At 72.4% G+C, this 17,314-nt stretch carries 15 protein-coding genes; 2 read left to right on the plus strand and 13 right to left on the minus strand.

Translation table 11 applies throughout. From position 1 onward, the window contains the following. Window positions 1-31 precede the first annotated feature (31 nt). The 13 genes from ACWGIS_RS04330 to ACWGIS_RS04390 form a co-directional block, all read right to left on the minus strand. A complete protein-coding gene (locus ACWGIS_RS04330) occupies window positions 32-1,183 on the minus strand; it encodes a barstar family protein (protein ID WP_453360872.1) in 1,152 nt (383 codons plus the stop codon). Between the two features lie 8 nt (window positions 1,184-1,191). Continuing rightward, the gene (locus ACWGIS_RS04335; RefSeq protein ID WP_453360873.1) at window positions 1,192-1,584 is read right to left on the minus strand and encodes a YccF domain-containing protein; all 393 of its coding nucleotides are present in this window, start codon (window positions 1,582-1,584) and stop codon (window positions 1,192-1,194) included. Then, entirely contained in the window at window positions 1,581-2,444 is an 864-nt protein-coding gene (gene htpX / locus ACWGIS_RS04340) for a zinc metalloprotease HtpX (RefSeq protein WP_453360874.1), read from the minus strand. Before htpX ends, ACWGIS_RS04335 begins: the two co-directional genes overlap by 4 nt. 307 nt (window positions 2,445-2,751) lie before the next feature. Further along, on the minus strand, window positions 2,752-4,251 hold the full coding sequence (locus ACWGIS_RS04345) for an NADH-quinone oxidoreductase subunit N (protein ID WP_453360875.1): 1,500 nt from the start codon (window positions 4,249-4,251) through the stop codon (window positions 2,752-2,754). Continuing rightward, window positions 4,248-5,825: an NADH-quinone oxidoreductase subunit M gene (locus tag ACWGIS_RS04350; protein ID WP_453360876.1), complete on the minus strand. Its 1,578-nt coding sequence runs from the start codon at window positions 5,823-5,825 to the stop codon at window positions 4,248-4,250. The genes ACWGIS_RS04345 and ACWGIS_RS04350 overlap by 4 nt, the downstream gene beginning before the upstream one ends. Window positions 5,826-5,831: 6 nt before the next feature. Beyond that, the gene (locus ACWGIS_RS04355) at window positions 5,832-7,823 is read right to left on the minus strand and encodes an NADH-quinone oxidoreductase subunit 5 family protein (RefSeq protein ID WP_453360877.1); all 1,992 of its coding nucleotides are present in this window, start codon (window positions 7,821-7,823) and stop codon (window positions 5,832-5,834) included. Beyond that, window positions 7,820-8,212, minus strand: coding sequence for an NADH-quinone oxidoreductase subunit NuoK (nuoK, locus tag ACWGIS_RS04360; RefSeq protein ID WP_453360878.1), 393 nt, complete (start codon window positions 8,210-8,212; stop codon window positions 7,820-7,822). Before nuoK ends, ACWGIS_RS04355 begins: the two co-directional genes overlap by 4 nt. Next, window positions 8,212-8,955: an NADH-quinone oxidoreductase subunit J family protein gene (locus ACWGIS_RS04365; protein ID WP_453360902.1), complete on the minus strand. Its 744-nt coding sequence runs from the start codon at window positions 8,953-8,955 to the stop codon at window positions 8,212-8,214. The genes nuoK and ACWGIS_RS04365 overlap by 1 nt, the downstream gene beginning before the upstream one ends. A gap of 23 nt (window positions 8,956-8,978) precedes the next feature. Next, window positions 8,979-9,674 (minus strand): NuoI/complex I 23 kDa subunit family protein, encoded by a 696-nt coding sequence (locus ACWGIS_RS04370; RefSeq protein ID WP_453360879.1) that lies wholly within the window; start codon window positions 9,672-9,674, stop codon window positions 8,979-8,981. Then, the gene (locus ACWGIS_RS04375; protein ID WP_453360880.1) at window positions 9,674-10,642 is read right to left on the minus strand and encodes a complex I subunit 1/NuoH family protein; all 969 of its coding nucleotides are present in this window, start codon (window positions 10,640-10,642) and stop codon (window positions 9,674-9,676) included. The genes ACWGIS_RS04370 and ACWGIS_RS04375 overlap by 1 nt, the downstream gene beginning before the upstream one ends. Next, on the minus strand, window positions 10,639-12,837 hold the full coding sequence (locus ACWGIS_RS04380; RefSeq protein WP_453360881.1) for an NADH-quinone oxidoreductase subunit C: 2,199 nt from the start codon (window positions 12,835-12,837) through the stop codon (window positions 10,639-10,641). The genes ACWGIS_RS04375 and ACWGIS_RS04380 overlap by 4 nt, the downstream gene beginning before the upstream one ends. Continuing rightward, window positions 12,834-13,430, minus strand: coding sequence for an NADH-quinone oxidoreductase subunit B (locus ACWGIS_RS04385; protein ID WP_453360882.1), 597 nt, complete (start codon window positions 13,428-13,430; stop codon window positions 12,834-12,836). The genes ACWGIS_RS04380 and ACWGIS_RS04385 overlap by 4 nt, the downstream gene beginning before the upstream one ends. After that, complete coding sequence (locus tag ACWGIS_RS04390; protein ID WP_453360883.1) at window positions 13,421-13,849, minus strand: NADH-quinone oxidoreductase subunit A; 429 nt, start codon at window positions 13,847-13,849, stop codon at window positions 13,421-13,423. The genes ACWGIS_RS04385 and ACWGIS_RS04390 overlap by 10 nt, the downstream gene beginning before the upstream one ends. A gap of 223 nt (window positions 13,850-14,072) precedes the next feature. On the opposite strand from ACWGIS_RS04390, the gene ACWGIS_RS04395 reads away from it, so the two are divergent. Both ACWGIS_RS04395 and ACWGIS_RS04400 read left to right on the plus strand, forming a co-directional pair. Continuing rightward, on the plus strand, window positions 14,073-15,281 hold the full coding sequence (locus ACWGIS_RS04395; protein WP_453360884.1) for a sensor histidine kinase: 1,209 nt from the start codon (window positions 14,073-14,075) through the stop codon (window positions 15,279-15,281). Window positions 15,282-15,767: 486 nt separating this feature from the next. Further along, window positions 15,768-17,135, plus strand: a complete 1,368-nt coding sequence (locus ACWGIS_RS04400; RefSeq protein WP_453360885.1) for a sensor histidine kinase — start codon at window positions 15,768-15,770, stop codon at window positions 17,133-17,135. The last annotated feature ends 179 nt before the right edge of the window (window positions 17,136-17,314 follow it).

Raw genomic sequence — 17,314 nt, forward strand, 5'->3', positions numbered from 1 at the left:
GGATGGGGGCCGTTGGCGCTCTGACGCGTCGTCATGCGAGGTGGAGCTCTACGCCCTCATCGGCGAGGAAGGCGACCAGTTCCTCGAACGTCCACGGGCGCCGGCCCGCGTGCGGTGTGGCGCCGAGGCACATGCGGGCGACACCGGCGTCGTGCCAGACCAGTGTCAGCGGCCAGCGGGCGCCCCAGCGGCCGCGGAGGCAGTCGGCGACGGCGTCGAGACCCCAGCCGAAGTAGCCGCCCGGCCCGTTCACGGCTTCGCCGAGTGCGCAGAAGAAGGCGGACGGGTCGGTGACGTGGCGGCCGTCGAGGTGGAAGGCGGTGCCCGCCGGACGGTCCGTACCGCCGTGGAGGTGGTTCGCCAGAGCCGTGCTGAGCCAGGCGCTCCGGCCCTCCGGAGTCAGCCGCGCCCAGAGACCGGGCTCGGTCGGGCGCCCGTCCCACCAGAGGTCCCAGACCTCCGGGGCGGCCGGCGCGGGGCGCTCGGACCAGGGTTCGAGGGCGAGGTCGACGAGGCCGGGACCGCGCGCGGACGGGATCCAGGCGGTGATCTCGCCCTCGACGGCCTCCTGGACGGTGCGGCCGTGCGCGTCGAGGCGCAGCAGCACGGCGTGTCCCAGGTCCTCCTCGCCCGCGTCCAGGGCCTCCCGAAGGGCACCGCGCGGCGCGCAGCCGAGCAATCGCACGGGCGGCTCGGTCGAGGTGGGCTCCTCTTCCCGCGTGCGCGCCAGGTCCTTGCAGGTGCCGTGGCTCTCGCCTGTGGCACCGTGCATCCGGTATCCCGGGGAGAGCGGCGGGCACTGCGGGTAGTCGAAGGGGTTGCCGACGGACTCGGACGCCTCCACCACGACGTCGCGGAGCGCGAGGTCGCGTGCGCACGGGCGGTCCCCCAGGACCCGTACGTCCTCCAGGCCCCACTCCTCGACCGGCTCGCCCCGTTTGTCGAGGATCGTCAGGACGAGGACGCCGACGGGTGCCGAGCCCTCCGCGCGGGACCGGGACAGGGCGGCGCTCAGCGGGCCCTCGGGACGGCAGCCCAGCAGCGTGTACCTCGCGCGCGTGGGGGCTGGCGGGTCTGCGCAGAGGTCCTCGGCCTCCGCGCAGAAGGCCCAGGTGTCGCGGTTCTCCGCCTCGTACTCGGCGTCCTGGTCGTACGCCGCCAGGGCGTACTTCGGCGGGCGCACCCCGTCGGCTAGCGCGTCGCGAACGGCTCGTCCGTGCGCACGATCTCGCGGCCCAGTGGGAGCAGCGAGACGGGCAGGAGCTTGAAGTTGGCGATGCCGAACGGGATACCGATGATCGTGACGCACAGGGCGATGCCGGTCACGATGTGGGCCAGGGCGAGCCACCAGCCCGCGAGGACCAGCCACAGGACGTTGCCCACGCACGAGGGCGCGCCCGCGTCTCGGCGCTCCACCGTCGTGTAGCCGAAGGGCCACAGGGCGTAGACGCCGATGCGGAAGGCGGCGATGCCGAACGGGATACCGATGATCGTGACGCACAGGATCAGGCCCGCGAGCAGGTATCCGAGGAACAGCCAGAAGCCGCTGAGGACGAGCCAGATGACGTTCAGAATTGTCTTCACTGGGGGCGACCTGCCATCTTCTCGAGCCGGGCGATGCGCTCCGCCATGGGCGGATGCGTGGAGAACATCTTGGACAGTCCCTGACCCGGGCGGAACGGGTTCGCGATCATCATGTGGCTGGCGGTCTCGATGCGCGGCTCCGGGGGGAGCGGCAGCTGCTTGGTGCCGGCGTCGAGCTTGCGCAGGGCGCTCGCGAGGGCGAGCGGGTCCCCGGTGAGCTGGGAGCCGGAAGCGTCCGCCTCGTACTCCCTGGAGCGGCTGATGGCGAGCTGGATGAGGGACGCGGCGAGCGGGCCCAGGATCATGACCAGCAGCAGGCCCAGGATGCCGGGTCCGTCGTCGTCGTTCGAGCGGCCGATGGGGATCAGCCAGGCGAAGTTGACCAGGAACATGATCACGGAGGCGAGGGCGCCGGCGACCGAGGAGATCAGGATGTCCCGGTTGTAGACGTGGCTGAGTTCGTGGCCGATGACGCCGCGCAGCTCGCGCTCGTCGAGCAGGCGCAGGATGCCGTCGGTGCAGCACACGGCGGCGTTGCGGGGGTTGCGGCCCGTCGCGAACGCGTTGGGTGCCTCGGTGGGTGAGATGTACAGCCGCGGCATGGGCTGGCGGGCCTGGGTCGAGAGTTCGCGGACCATGCGGTAGAGCGCCGGGGCCTCGAATTCGCTCACCGGGCGGGCACGCATCGCGCGGAGCGCCAGCTTGTCGCTGTTCCAGTACGCGTACGCGTTCGTGCCGACGGCGATCACGAGGGCGACGATCAGACCGGTGCGCCCGAAGAAGCTGCCGATGACGATGATGAGTGCGGACAGTCCCCCGAGGAGTACGGCGGTCCTGAGCCCGTTGTGCCGGCGGTGCACGGTACGCCCTCCAAGTGGTGCGGCAGGGGAACCCTTGCTTGCGGATGCTGCATGCGTCCACTCCTCAGTGGACCCTCCCGTACAGGTCAACGCCAGGCAGGAGGCACTAGTTCCCTTGTGCCCGCGTCGGCGGGCGTGGGCCGACCGGGTGACGGGACGGCTGTCCCACGCGCGCGTGCGGGCGTTTCCGGGGCGTCGTGAGGCACGCGTGCGCGGGCGCGGGGCGGGTCCGCGCCCGCGCGTGCGGGTGCCGGGCCGGGGTCCTGCCTGGGGCCGACTCGGGTACGGGGCGCGGCGGGCGGGCCCGTCAGAAGAGGCCGGTGTCCGAGAAGCGCAGGACCAACTGGGGTGCTCCGGAGAGGGCGATACCGAGGACGGCCGTCAGGGCGATGGCCGCGGTCAGCGGGGCCGGGAACCGGTGCCCGGCCGTCTCTCCCTCGGGGGCGCGGAAGAGCAGCGTCGTCCACTGGAGGTAGTAGAAGAGCGCGATCACGACGTTGACGGCCATCACCACGGCCAGCCAGCCGAGTCCGGCGTCGACGACCGCCGAGAAGACGGTCACCTTGGCGAACAGGCCGATGATGCCCGGCGGCAGCCCCGCGAGGCAGAGCAGGAAGAAGCCCAGGACGAGCGCCGTGACGGGGCTCGCGGCGTACAGGCCGCGGTAGTCGCTGACGCGGTTCAGGGGGCTCGTACGGCCGACGAGGGCGGCCACGGCGAAGGCGCCGAGGTTCACGGCCGCGTACATGAGGGCGTACGCGACGGTGGAGCCGACGGCCTTCTCGGCGTCGTCGGAGTAGGCGGCGGAGGCGATCGGCACCAGCAGGTAGCCGGCCTGGCCGACGGAGGACCAGGCGAGCAGCCGGACCGCGCTGTACGCGCGCGTGGTGCGCTGGCGCAGGGCGCCGACGTTGCCGATGGTCATCGTCAGGGCGGCGAGCACCGCGAGGGCGGGTCCCCAGACGTCCGCGAACGAGGGGAACGCGACGACGGTGACGAGGATCAGGCCGGAGAAGCCGACCGCCTTGCCGACGACCGACAGGTAGGCGGCGATCGGCAGTGGCGCGCCCACGTAGGTGTCGGGCACCCAGAAGTGGAACGGCACCGCGGCCGTCTTGAACGCGAACCCGATGAGGGTGAGGACGACGCCCGTCTGGGCGAGGGTGTCGAACTGACCGTCGACGTGCTGGATCCCGTCGGCGATCTCGGTCAGGTACAGGGTGCCGGTCGTGGCGTACACGAAGCTGACGCCCATGAGGCTGACGGCGGTCGCGGTGACCGAGGAGAGGAAGAACTTGAGGGCCGCCTCGGAGGACTTGCGGTCGCCGCGCCTGATGCCGACCAGGGCGAAGGCGGGCAGGGAGGCGACCTCCAGGGCGACGATGAGCGTCGCGAGGTCCCGGGAGGCGGGGAGCAGGGCGGCGCCGGCGGCCGAGGAGAGCAGCAGGAACCAGTACTCGCCCTCGGGGAGTTCCTTGTCGGCGTCCTTGAGGGCGGTCACCGAGAGGAGGGCCGCCAGGAGGGCGCCGCCGAGGACGAGGAACTGGATGACGAGCGTGAACCGGTCCGCGGTGTAGCTGCACACGTCGGCGTCGCCGGTCAGGCAGAACGTGGCGCGGTCCCCGTCCAGGAGGGGCAGCAGCATCAGTGCGGACGCGGCGAGTCCGGCGACGGAGATCCAGCCGAGCAGCGCCTTCCTCGCGTCGCCGACGAAGAGGTCGGCGACGAGCACGACGAGTCCGACGGCCGCCGCGAGGGTGGGCGGCGCGATCGCGAGCCAGTCGACGGACTGGACCAGGGAGCTCATCGGGTGCCTCCTGCGAGGAGCTGCTGCACGGCCGGGTCGGTCAGGCCGAGCAGGGCCTTCGGCCAGAGTCCGGCGATGACGGTGAGGGCGACGAGCGGGGTCCAGGCCGCGAACTCGTACGCCTGGACGTCGGCGAGCCGCGGGGCGTCCTGCTGCGGCACCGCGCCCATGCAGACGCGGCGCACCACGACGAGCATGTACGCGGCGGTGAGCAGGGTGCCGAAGGCGGCGATCGACATGAAGGTCAGGAACGCGGGGCGGCTGAGGCCGTCGGCGGGGTCGAACGCGCCGAACAGCGCCAGCATCTCGCCCCAGAACCCGGCGAGGCCGGGCAGCCCGAGCGAGGCGACGGCGCCGAAGGCGAGCAGGCCGCCGAGACGCGGTGCCTTGCCGTAGAGGGCGGCGCCGGTCTCCTCGGCGAGGGTGTCCAGGTCGGTCGTGCCCGTACGGTCCTTGAGGGCGCCGACCAGGAAGAAGAGCAGGCCGGTGATGAGGCCGTGGGCGATGTTGGCGAACAGCGCGCCGTTCACGCCGGTCGGCGTCATCGTCGCGATGCCGAGCAGGACGAAGCCCATGTGGCCGACGGAGGAGTACGCGATGAGGCGCTTGAGGTCGCCCTTCGCGCCCTGCTTGGCGAGGGCGAGGCAGGCCAGGGATCCGTAGATGATGCCGACCACCGCGAGGGCGGCGAGGTAGGGCGCGAAGGTGCGCATGCCCTCGGGTGCGACGGGGAGCAGGATCCGGACGAATCCGTACGTTCCCATCTTCAGCAGGACGCCGGCCAGCAGGACCGAGCCGACGGTGGGCGCGGCGGTGTGCGCGTCGGGCAGCCAGCTGTGCAGCGGCCACATCGGCGTCTTGACGGCCAGTCCGATCCCGACCGCCAGAACGGCGATGACCTGCACGGATGTGGTGAGTTCGCGGCCGTTGTCAGTGGCGAGTGCCACCATGTCGAATGTGCCCGCCTTGATCCCGATCAGGAGCAGGCCCAGCAGCATGACGACCGAACCGAGCAGCGTGTAGAGGATGAACTTCCAGGCGGCGGCCTGCCGCCCGGCACCGCCCCAGCGGGCGATGAGGAAGTACATCGGGATGAGCACCATCTCGAAGGCGAGGAAGAACAGCAGCAGGTCGAGGACGGCGAAGGTGGCGAGGGTGCCGGACTCGAGGACCAGGACGAGTGCGACGAACGCCTTCGGGGTGGGGCCCGCGGGCATCTTGAAGTAGCTGTAGAGCGCGCAGAGGAAGGTCAGCAGCGCGGTCAGGACCAGAAGGGGGAGCGAGATGCCGTCGACGCCGAGGTGGATGCGCACGTCGAGTGCGGGGATCCAGCTGATGTCCGTCGTGGCCTGCATTCTTGACGGGTGGTCGTGGTCGAAGCCCAGCGCGAGGGCGATCGCGGCGATGAGCACCACGCCGGTGACGAGCACGCCGTGCCGCAGCACCGCCTGCTCGGGTGACTTCCCCTTCAGCCCGGGCGGGGCCGGCAGGAGAGCCGCGGCCGCGCCGATGAGCGGGCCGATGACGATCAATGCGAGAAGGATCTGCATCACGGATTCGCTGATATCGATCACGCCTGCTCACGCTCCCGTGGCGACGAGGAGGACGGCGACCGTCAGGACGACGGTGCCGGCGAGCAGCGCGCTCACATAGGTCTGCACATTGCCGGTCTGGGCGCGCCGTGCGGCCTCGCCGAGCCAGCGGGGCAGGGCGCCCGCACCGCGTACATAGGTGTCGACGACCTCGCGGTCGAGGAACCGGACGAGTGCGGCTCCGGCCTGGACCGGGCGGACGAACACCCTCGTGTACACGGCGTCGAGGTGGAAGCCCGCGGCGGCGTGGCGGTGCAGCGGCCCGAGCAGGAGACGGCCGGGGTCCGCCGGGTCGGGCGCGGAGGCCACGTCGCCGTAGGCGGGCGCGTGACTCGCGATGGCCTCGGCCTCCACCAGTCCGGCGTCGCCCTCGGGGTGGGCGGCGACCGCCCCGAGGGGGGTACGGGCGGTCATCGCGGTGGTGTGCCGCCAGGCGCCGTAGGTGACGAGCCCGCCGACGAGGGCGAGTCCCGTACCGAGGACGGAGGTGGTGAGGACCGGTGTCAGGTCGCGGCCGTCGAACCAGTCGGGCAGCGGTCCGTACGCCAGTCCGAAGGCGAGCGACGGGACGGCGAGCACCCAGAGCACCGCGGTCATGGTGAGGGGCTGCCTGCCGTGGTCGGGGGCCTCGGCTCCCCGGCCGTTGAAGGCCAGCAGCCACAGGCGGGTCGCGTACGCGGCGGTGAGCACGGCCGTGACGAGGCCGGCGAGGAGGACGATCCAGCCGGCGGCGCCGGGGGCGTGCTCGGTGTGGCCGGTGGCGACGTGCTCGGCGGCGCCGAGGACGGCCTCCTTGGAGAAGAAGCCGCTGAACGGCGGGATGGCGGTGAGCGCGAGCAGCGCCACGGTCATCGTCCAGAAGGCGTCGGGGACGCGGGCGCGCAGGTCCTTCATACGGGACATGGCGGCCAGCGAGTTGGTGCCGGAGGCGTGGATGATCACGCCGGCGGCGAGGAACAGCAGCGCCTTGAAGGCGCCGTGCGACAGGAGGTGGAAGACGGCGGCCCCGCGGTCGGCGACGGCGAGGGCGCCGGTCATGTAGCCGAGCTGGCCGATCGTCGAGTAGGCGAGGACCCGCTTGATGTCGTCCTGGGCGAGCGCGGCCAGCGCCGAACCGGCCATCGTGACCGCGGCCATCACGGCGAGCACGACCATCGCGGCCGAGGAGGCCTCGAACACCGGAAGGAGGCGGGCGATGAAGTAGACACCGGCGGCGACCATCGTCGCGGCGTGGATCAACGCGGAGACGGGTGTGGGGCCCGCCATCGCGTCGGGCAGCCAGGTGTGCAGCGGGAACTGCGCCGACTTGCCCGCGACACCGGCGAGGAGCAGCAGGGCGATCAGCGTCGGGTGGTCGAGTCCGCCGCTCGCGACGGTGCCGAGGATCTTCGTGATGCGGAAGGACCCGGCGTCGGTGCCGAGCGCGAACAGGCCGATCAGGAAGGGGACGTCGCCGAGCTTGGTGACCAGGAACGCCTTGATCGAGGCGGCGCGTGCCTCGGGCGTCTCCCAGTAGTGGCCGACCAGGAAGTACGAGCAGATGCCCATGATCTCCCAGCCGACCAGCAGCACGATCAGGTCGCCTGAGTAGACGACGAGCATCATCGCGGAGGTGAAGAGGGAGACGAGGGCTGCGTACGAGGGGTAGCGCGGGTCGTCGCGGAGGTAGCCCGTGGAGTAGATCTGCACGCAGGACGCGACGAGGCCGACCACGACGGCGACGAGGGCGGCGAAGCCGTCGATGTGCAGGGCGAGTTCGATGGGCACCGAGCCGGTGGGCGTGAGTTCGGTGGCCGCGTCGACGGCGCTGCCGCCGCCCTGGCGCACGGCGACCAGCACGGCGAGGACGAGCGCCGCGAGGGTCGGGAGCACGGCCAGGGGGCGTACGAAGCCGGGGGCCGTCCGGCCGAGGAGCAGGCCGGCCGCGGCGCCCAGGAACGGGAGGAGGGGGACGAGGACGGCGAGGGTGGTCGTGGTCACGCGGTGGCCTCAGCCTTCTCGGCCGTGGCCGGCGCGGCGGTGTCCGGGCCGTCGCCGCCGGGGCCGTCGCCGGTCTCGGCGGTGTCGCGGAGCTTGTCGATGTCCGAGGTGCCGCGGTTGCGGTGCACGGCGAGGACGATCGCCAGGCCGATGCCGATCTCGGCGGCGGCGATGGCGATGGTGAACAGGGTGAGCGCCTGTCCGGAGTGCAGGGTGTCGCGGGCCGCTTTCGAGAGCCAGACGTCGAAGGCGACGAGGTTGAGGTTGACGCCGTTGAGCATGAGCTCGACGGACATCAGGACCAGGATCGCGTTGCGGCGCGCGAGGACTCCGTACAGGCCCGTGCAGAACAGGAGGGCGGAGAGCACGACGGGATAGGCGAGGTGCATCAGCGGTTCCCTTCCTTGCCGGAGGGCCGCTCGCCGGCCGTCTCCGGGCCTGCCGCGGTCGGGCGGGCCGCAGTCGGGCCGGGGGCGGTGCGGCTCGGGGGCAGCGTGCCGGAGGGCGGGCGGGTGCCCGGTGTCCTGCGGGCTGGTTCCGTCTCCTCCGCGGCCGTCTTGCGGGAGAGCACGATCGCGCCGACCAGCGCGGCCAGCAGCAGGACCGAAAGGGCTTCGAAGGGGAGCACCCAGCTCTGGAAGAGACTCTCGCCCGCGGTCTCCGTGGAGCCCTCGGCGGGGCCCTCCAGGTCCATCCAGGTGGTACGGAAGGCGTCGACGACGACCCACACCAGGGCGCAGGCGGCGGCGACGGCCACGGCCAGGGCGGCCCAGCGGTTGCCGGAGTCGGCGTCCGGGGACCGGCCGATGGGGGCCCTGGTGAGCATCAGCCCGAACAGGAGGAGGACGACGACGGATCCGACGTAGATGAGGACCTGTACCCAGGCGATGAACTCGGCGGTGAGGAGGAGGTATTCGACGGCGAGGCCACCGAGCGCGACCACCAGCCACAGGGCGGCGTGCACCAGTTGCCGGGTGGTCACGGTCACGATCGCGGCGCCGAGGGTGACGAGGCCGACGAGGAGGAACGCGATCTCCACGCCGGTCGGCGAGAGGAAACCGTGGCTGCCGGCGGCGGTCGTCACGGGCGCCGTGGTGGCGGCCGAGGCGTGCGCCGTGACGACGGCCGTCACCTGCGCCGTGGCTGCTGCGAGGCTCACGACTGGCCCTCCCGCGGGTCGGTGAGGCCGGTCCGGGGGCCGTCCTGACCTGGCTGGTCGTCACGACGGGGCGGCGTCGGGGCCTGTCCGGTGGGATCGGTGGGGTGCGTCGGCTCGGCCGGCTGGGCGGCGGGCTCGGCCGGCTGCGCGGGCGGGAGCTGCTGGGCTTGTTCGGCGGCCAGTTTGTCGGCTGTCTTGCGGGCCGCGGTGACCTCCTTCGGCTCCTCGGCACCGGGGTCGAGGGCCGGCGGGGCCGGGACGGTCCACATCCACTCGCGGAGCTTGTCGCGTTCGTGGGTGAGTTCGTGGATGTCGGTCTCGGCGTACTCGAACTCCGGGGACCAGAACAGCGCGTCGAAGGGGCAGACCTCGATGCAGATACCGCAGTACATGCACAGGGCGAAGTCGATGGCGAAGCGGTCGAGGACGTTGCGGCTGCGCTCGCGGCCACCGGGGGCGGCGGGCGGGACCGTCTCCTTGTGGGAGTCGATGTAGATGCACCAGTCCGGGCACTCGCGGGCGCACAGCATGCAGACCGTGCAGTTCTCCTCGAAGAGGCCGATAACGCCGCGGGTGCGGGGCGGGAGTTCGGGCTGGGCGTCCGGGTACTGCGCGGTGACGGTCTTCTTCGTCATCGTGCGGAGCGTGACGGCGAGGCCCTTGGCGAGGCCGGCGCCGGGGATGGGGGCCACTAGGAGATCACCACCTTGACGACGCCGGTGAGGGCGATCTGGGCGAGGGCGAGCGGGACGAGGAGGGTCCAGGCGAGTTTCTGGAGCTGGTCCTCGCGGAGACGGGGGTAGGTGACGCGCAGCCAGATGACGACGAAGGCGAGGATCGCGGTCTTCAGCAGGGTCCAGACCCAGCCGAGGCCGTCGGCACCCCACGGCCCGTGCCAGCCGCCCAGGAAGAGGACGGTGGTCAGGCCGCACAGGACCACGATTCCGGCGTACTCGGCGAGCAGGAACAGGGCGAAGCGCAGGCCCGTGTACTCGGTGTACGCGCCGAAGATGATCTCCGAGTCGGCGACCGGCATGTCGAAGGGCGGGCGCTGGAGTTCGGCGAGACCGGCGACGAAGAAGACGATCGCGCCGACGATCTGCCAGGGCAGCCACCACCACTCGAAGGCGTCCACGATGCCGGGAAGGGAGACCGTGCCGGCCGCCATCGCGACCGAGGCCGCGGTGAGGAGCATGGGCAGTTCGTACGCGAGGAGCTGTGCGGCCGTGCGCAGGCCGCCGAGCAGGGAGAACTTGTTCGCCGAGGCCCAGCCGGCCATGAGCGAGCCGAGGACGCCCACGCCCATCACCGCGAGCACGAAGAAGATGCCCGCGTCGACGACCTCGCCGACCGCGCCCTCGCCCGGCCCGATCGGGATGGCGAGGAGGACCAGGAGGTACGGGAGGAGGGCGACGGCGGGCGCGAGCTGGAAGACGCGGCGGTCCGCCCCAGCCGGGACGATGTCCTCCTTCTGGGCGAACTTGACGCCGTCGGCGACGAGTTGCGCCCAGCCGTGGAAGCCGCCCGCGTACATCGGGCCCAGGCGGCCCTGCATGTGCGCCATCACCTTGTGCTCGGTCTGACCCACGATCAGCGGGAGGGTCAGGAACACGACGAAGACGACGAGGAGTCGCAGGGCGACGTCGAGAGCGTCGTTCACTGCGGGCCTCCGGCGGGGTCGTCCTTGGTGGGGGTGTTCCGGCGTGCGGATTCCGAGCGGGGGTCCGCGTCGGGCTCGGGAGCGGACTTCGGGGCCTGGTCCGGTTCGGTACCGGTATCTGGCTTGGTACCGGTATCCGGCTCGGTACCTGTATCCGGTGTGGCACCGGTATCCGGCTCGGGCCGGGAGGTCGGGGCGCTGTCCGGCTCGGTACCGGTGTCCGGTGCGGTACCGGTGTCCGGTGCGGTACCGGTATCCGGTGCGGGGTCGGCGTCCGGCTCGGCATCGGAATGCGGCTCCGGGGCCGACTTCGGCTCACGTTCCGAGTGAGCAGCGTCGACGTCCGTCTCCGCGTCGGGGTTCGCGTCGGCGTCGGACACGCGGCTGGGTTCGGCCTTCGTCCGGGTCGCCGCCGCCTCATCCTCGGTACCAGCACCGGTACCAGCATTGGCACCGGCATCAGTACCAGTGCCGGCACCGGTGTCGGCACCGGCATCCGTACCAGCACCGGCATCGCGTTCGGCACCAGCACCAGCACCAGCACCACCCTCGGTACCAGCATCGGTACCCGTACTGGCACTGCGTTCGGCACCAGCATCGGTACCAGCACCGGCTGGACGTTCGGCACCACCTTCGGTACCAGCACCCGTACCGGCACTGGCACCGGCATCACGTTCGGCACCAGCATCGGTACCCGAACCGGCACCGTCATCGGTACCAGCACCCGTTCCGGCACCGGCACCAGCACCCCGGCCACCATCCGCCTCACGTTCGTCGAACGCGGGACGGGCGTGGTGCCAAGGGGCGTCCGCGCTCCGTGGGGTCCTGACGGGCGTCGGCCTGGTCGGGCTCGACGGCGTCGTCCCTTCCGTGGCCGGCTTCGCTGCGCCCGTGTCGGTCCCCGGGGTGCTCGCACCGGCGTCGCGGCCTGCGACCGCGTCCGCTCCCGAGGCGCTCGGCTCGGCCTGACCCGAGGCGGAACGTTGGGTCGCGGACCCCTCACCCGCGCTGCGCGCCCGACGCGGCCCCGCCGGACCGGCAGCACCCGTCGGCCGACGTGCACCCTCAGCAGCGGTACCCGACGCGGCATCGGAACCCGCGCCACTATCGGCACCGCCAGTACCAGGACCGGTTCCCGTCGGCTCACCGCCACCAGAACCGATACCGGCACCACCAGCACCAGATGCCGCACCGTCACCAGCACCGATACCCGTACCAGCACCAGCACCAGCACCAGCACCAGCACCCGACGTCGCACCGCCACCAGCACCCGACGTCGCACCGCCACCGCCACCGGAACCGGCACCCGTACCAGCGCCACCGGCACCACTGGCACCACTGGCACCGGTACCGACACCCGTACCGGCACCGGTACCGGCTCCACCACCCGTACCGGCGCCGCTCCCCGTACCCGTACCCCCCTCGGCCTGCTGGCTCGCCGAGCCCTCGCTTGCCGAGCGGGCGCGTCGGGGTCTCGTCGGGGTCGGTTCAGCCGGTGGGGCGGCGGGGCCGGAGGCGGGCGTGGACTGGCCGGCCGAGCCCTCGCCCGTGGTGCGGGTGCGGCGCGGCGGGCGGTCGGCGGCCGGGCCGCGGGCGGCTCCCCGTGCCGGCCGGGCGGGCGCGGGCGGGAGCTGGCCCTTGAGGGGGCCCCACTCGTTCGGGTCGGGGACCCCGGGCGGCAGCATCTGGCGGCGCTTGGGACCGCCGTGGTCGGACTCGCCGGGTTCCTTCGCGCCGGGCCAGGCCTTGGCGACGCGGGCCGCGAGCACGAAGTCCTTGCGCAGGGGGTGGCCCTCGAACCCGTCGGGCAGGAGCAGCGGGTCCAGGCCGGGGTGGCCCTCGAAGTCGATGCCGAACATTTCGTGGGTCTCACGTTCGTGCCAGCCGGCGCCCGCGTAGACGTCGACGGCGGACGGCAGGACGGGTGCCGAGTGCGGGACGGTCGTACGGACGAGGAGGCGGCGCACCGGGGACAGCGCGACGACGTGGGCGGAGACGAGGAAGCCCGTGCCGGGCTCGTCGACGGCGCTCAGCCAGTCGAAGTAGGTGCACGCCAGGGTGTCGCGGGCCGTCCGCAGGGCGTCGGTCCAGGAGGCGGGCGGTACGTCGACGGTGAGGAGCGCGTAGGACTCGTCGGCGGTGGCGTCGGGGCCGAAGAGTTCCTCGACGGGGACGGGGAGCCAGCCGGTGGTCATCGGTCCTCCCCCGCCGCGGGCGGACGCACCAGGCCGCTCTGGAGCGCGGCCGTGGAGGGGCGGGACGTGCCGTAGCGCTCGCTCAGCGACTCGCGGGCGATCTTCTCCTGGAGCTTCAGGATGCCCTGGAGGAGGGCCTCGGGGCGGGGCGGGCACCCGGGGACGTAGACGTCGACGGGGATGATCTGGTCGACGCCCTTGGTCACGGAGTACGAGTCCCAGTACGGGCCGCCGCAGTTGGAGCAGGCGCCGAAGGAGATGACGTACTTGGGCTCGGGCATCTGTTCGTAGAGGCGCTTCACGGCGGGGGCCATCTTGTCGGTGACCGTGCCGGAGACGACCATCAGGTCGGCCTGGCGGGGGCCGGGCGCGAACGGGATCACGCCGAGGCGGATGAAGTCGTGCCGGGCCATCGACGCGGCGATGAACTCGATCGCGCAGCAGGCGAGGCCGAAGTTGAAGACCCACAGGCTGTAGCGGCGGCCCCAGTTGAGGACCACCTTCATCGGCTCGGGGGCCAGGCGGGCGAGTCCGCCCAGCCTCTTCGGCTCGGGAAGCAGTACCGGCTGGGCCGGCTCCGGGGTCACGTCCATGTCAGGACGCCCTTCTTGTATGCGTACAGCAGGCCCACGGCCAGGAAGCCGAGGAAGACGAACATCTCGACGAGCGTGGCGGCGCCGTAGCCGTCCCGCGCGAAGACGGTCGCCCAGGGGAACAGGAAGATCGAGTCCACGGCGAAGATCACGTACAGGAAGGCGTACACGTAGTAGCGGACCTGGGTGTGGGCCCAGCCCTCGCCGACGGGGTCGACGCCGCACTCGTACGTCAACAGTTTCTCAGGCGTCGGTACGACGGGGCGCAGCAGCCGTCCGGCGCCGAAGGCGACGGCGACGAACAGCACGCCGACGAGAGTGAGCAGTCCGACGACCGAATAGGACTGGAAATAGTCCGACGCGACCACGGTCGCGGTCTCCGCGCCCCCGGTCCCGGCGATCACGGTCGGTTCCGGCACGTCCGCCCCTCGCTCTCTGACCTCGTGGTCCTTCGTGAACCTCGCGTTCGACGATCTGTACGCACGGGAGTCTAGGGCCTGCTAAAGAACCCGTAAGCAGCCCGTCACGCCTTGGCATGGGCAGGACGGGTGCGCCGGGAACCCCGGGGGTGGGGTTTTCCCCAGTGGATCGTGGCGGCCCACCTCATGGCGCCGGGAGCCGCGGCCCGGCACGCTGACCCGTATGACCGAACGCATCACGACCACCGGCGCCGCGGACGAGCCGGCGTCCGACAGCGGGCTCCTGCCCCCCGCACGCCTCGCGCTGCCCCGGCAGACGTGGAAGGAGATCGCCCATCTCCTCGCGAACCTGCCGGTCTCCATCATCGGCTTCACGTACGTCGTGACCGTGATGTCCGTCGGCGCCGGGCTCTCGGTGACGGTCGTTGGACTGCCGCTGCTCGCGGGCGGGCTGATGGGCTCGCGGCTGCTGGGCAGGGCCGAGCGGGCGCGGGCACGGGCGCTGCTCGGCGTGCGGGTCGAGGAGCCGAGCCCGTTGCCGGTGCGGCGGACCGGCTTTTTCGGCTGGCTCTGGTCGACGCTGAAGGACCCGGTGGCGTGGCGGACGACGTTGTACGAGTTCATCAGGCTGCCGTGGGGCATCGCGACGTTCACGGTCACGCTGGTCTCCTTCTTCGTGCTGTGGCCGGTGCTGCCATTCATCACCCGCGGGCTGACCAACGCGGACCGGGCGATGGTGCGCGGGCTGCTGTCCCCCTCGGACGAGCTGGAGCGGCGTATCGCGGAACTGGAGTCGGACCGCGGCGTGGTGGTCGACACGGCGGCGGCGGACCTGCGGCGCATCGAGCGCGACCTGCACGACGGGGCACAGGCCCGGCTCGTCAACCTCGCGATGGGACTGGGGCTGGCGAAGGAGAAGCTCCTGGAGGGCCAGGCCGACGAAAGCGTCGCGGTGATGGTCGAGGAGGCGCACGGCGAGGTGAAGCTCGCCCTGCAGGAGCTGCGGGACCTGGCCCGCGGGATCCACCCGGCGGTGCTCACGGACCGCGGCCTGGACGCCGCGCTCTCGTCGATCGCCTCGCGCTGCACGGTGCCGGTGAAGGTGACCGCCGACCTGCCGGAGCGGCCGGCCGCGGCGATCGAGGGCATCGCGTACTTCACGGTCTCCGAGCTGCTGCAGAACGTGAGCAAGCACAGCGGGGCGCGTTCGGCGTCGGTCGACGTGTGGCGGACGGACGAGCGGCTGCTCATCCAGGTGTGGGACGACGGGGGCGGCGGGGCGCGGCTCGACGGCGGTACGGGGATGGCGGGCCTCGCGGACCGTCTGGGCGCGGTCGACGGGCTGTTCCTCATCGAGTCGCCCGAGGGCGGGCCGACCACGATCACGGCGGAGCTGCCCTGGCGCGACCGCGAGCCCGGCGAAGGCCGGTAGCGACGGCTCCGGCGGCCTCCGCCGAGGGCGCCCACTCCGTCGCCCGGCGCCCTGGCGGACAGCCACCGGGCCCGGGCAGCCGCCAGCCCCGGCGGGCAGCCACCAGGCCCCGGCACCCGAGCCGGGGCCTGGACCATGCCATGCCCCAGGACACGACCTCCGCGGCAAGCGCCGGGCACAGCCCACCCGTGCCGAAGCCGGGCGGCGAACCGCGCTCCACCCACGCCGACGCAAGGCGGCGAACCGCGCCGCACCCACGCCGACGCAGGGCGGCTGAACCGCGCTCCATCGGCTCTCACCGCCATCCCCGGGGACGGCACCCCGAGGCAACCGCCCCCGTCCCGGCCCCGGTGCCGCGGAGGTAGGGAAAACCCCCCGCCGAAGAGGCCGATGGACTCCATGGTCCGTGGGCCCGCGGCCGAGGAGGGTGGAGGTAGACAGCGCACGACAGCTCACCGACCGGACGAGAAGAAACGGACGACGCCGATGGCCACGGACTACGGACAGGGATACGGGCGGCACGGCGGGCCCGGCTTCCACGGGGCGGGCTCCGAGGGCTGGACGCGGCGGCTCCCGGTCGCACTGCGGGCGCCGGTCGAGGCCCGCAGCTGGCGCGAGTTCGGGTACCTCATGCTGAGCCTGCCGATAGCGATCGCCGGCTTCGTCTACGCGGTCACGATGGTCTCGCTCGGCGCGGGTCTGCTGATCACGTTCCTCGGGGTTCCGGTGCTGGCGGCGGCCCTCGCCGGGTGCCGCGGGTTCGGCGCGCTGGAGCGGGCCCGCGCACGGGCGCTGCTCGGCGTCGAGATCGCCGACCCGGAGCCGCTGCGCCGCAAGGGCCAGGGCCCGATGGCGTCGGTGGGGGCGCTGCTCAGGAGCGGCACGTCCTGGCGGCATCTGCTCTACACGCTGGTGCAGTTCCCGTGGGCGGTGTTCGCGTTCGCGGTGGCGCTGTCGTTCTGGGCGTACGGCTGGGCGATGCTGACGTATCCGCTGTGGTTCTGGCTCTTCCCGCTCTACGGCGGCCAGGGCGGCCTCCAGCTCTACGGCGACGAGGGGCACCGCGTCTACCTGGACAACCCGTTCGAGATCGGGGTGACGGCGCTGGTGGGGCTGCTGTTCACGCTGGCCACGCCGTGGATCGTGCGGGCGCTGACGACCGTGGACCGGCTGATGGTGCTCGGGCTGCTCGGCCCGTCGAAGCTGGCGACGCGGGTGGTGGAGCTGGAGTCGGACCGCGGGGTGGTCGTGGACACGGCCGCCGCCGACCTGCGGCGCATCGAGCGCGACCTGCACGACGGGGCGCAGGCCCGGCTGGTCGCGCTGGCCATGGATCTGGGGCTGGCGAAGGAGAAGCTGTCCGAGGACCCGCGGGAGGCGGCCCGGATGGTGGACGAGGCGCACGGCGAGGTGAAGACGGCGCTTCAGGAGCTGCGGGACCTGGCGCGGGGCATCCACCCCGCCGTGCTGACGGACCGCGGGCTGGACGCGGCGCTGTCGGCGGTCGCCTCGCGGTGCACCGTGCCGGTGCGGGTCGAGGTGGACCTGCCGTCCCGGCCGGCCCCGGCCATCGAGGGCATCGCCTACTTCACGGTCTCGGAACTGCTCCAGAACATCAGCAAGCACTCCCGGGCGACCCGGGCCACGGTCGACGTGTGGCGGGTCGAGAACCGGCTGATGCTCCAGGTCACGGACAACGGGGTGGGCGGCGCCGAGCTGTCCGCCGGGTCCGGTCTCGCGGGGCTCGCCGAGCGGCTCGACGCGGTGGACGGGATCCTCGTGGTCGACTCGCCGCCGGCCGGGCCGACCCGGGTCACCGCGGAGCTGCCCTGGCGGGGACAGCGACTCGCCTGACGGCGGTCCCGGCGGTACCGGAGTTCCTGGCGGTCCCGAAGGTCCCGGAGTCCCGAAGGTCCCGGAGTCCCGGCGATCCCGGAGGTCCAGACGGTTCCGGCGGTCCCGGAGTTCCAGGCGGCCCCTCGGACCCGGGCCGCCGCGCTCGGCCAGGACGGCAAGCCCGACGTCACGTCGGG

It is taken from the genome of Streptomyces sp. NPDC054842 (genome assembly GCF_053611025.1).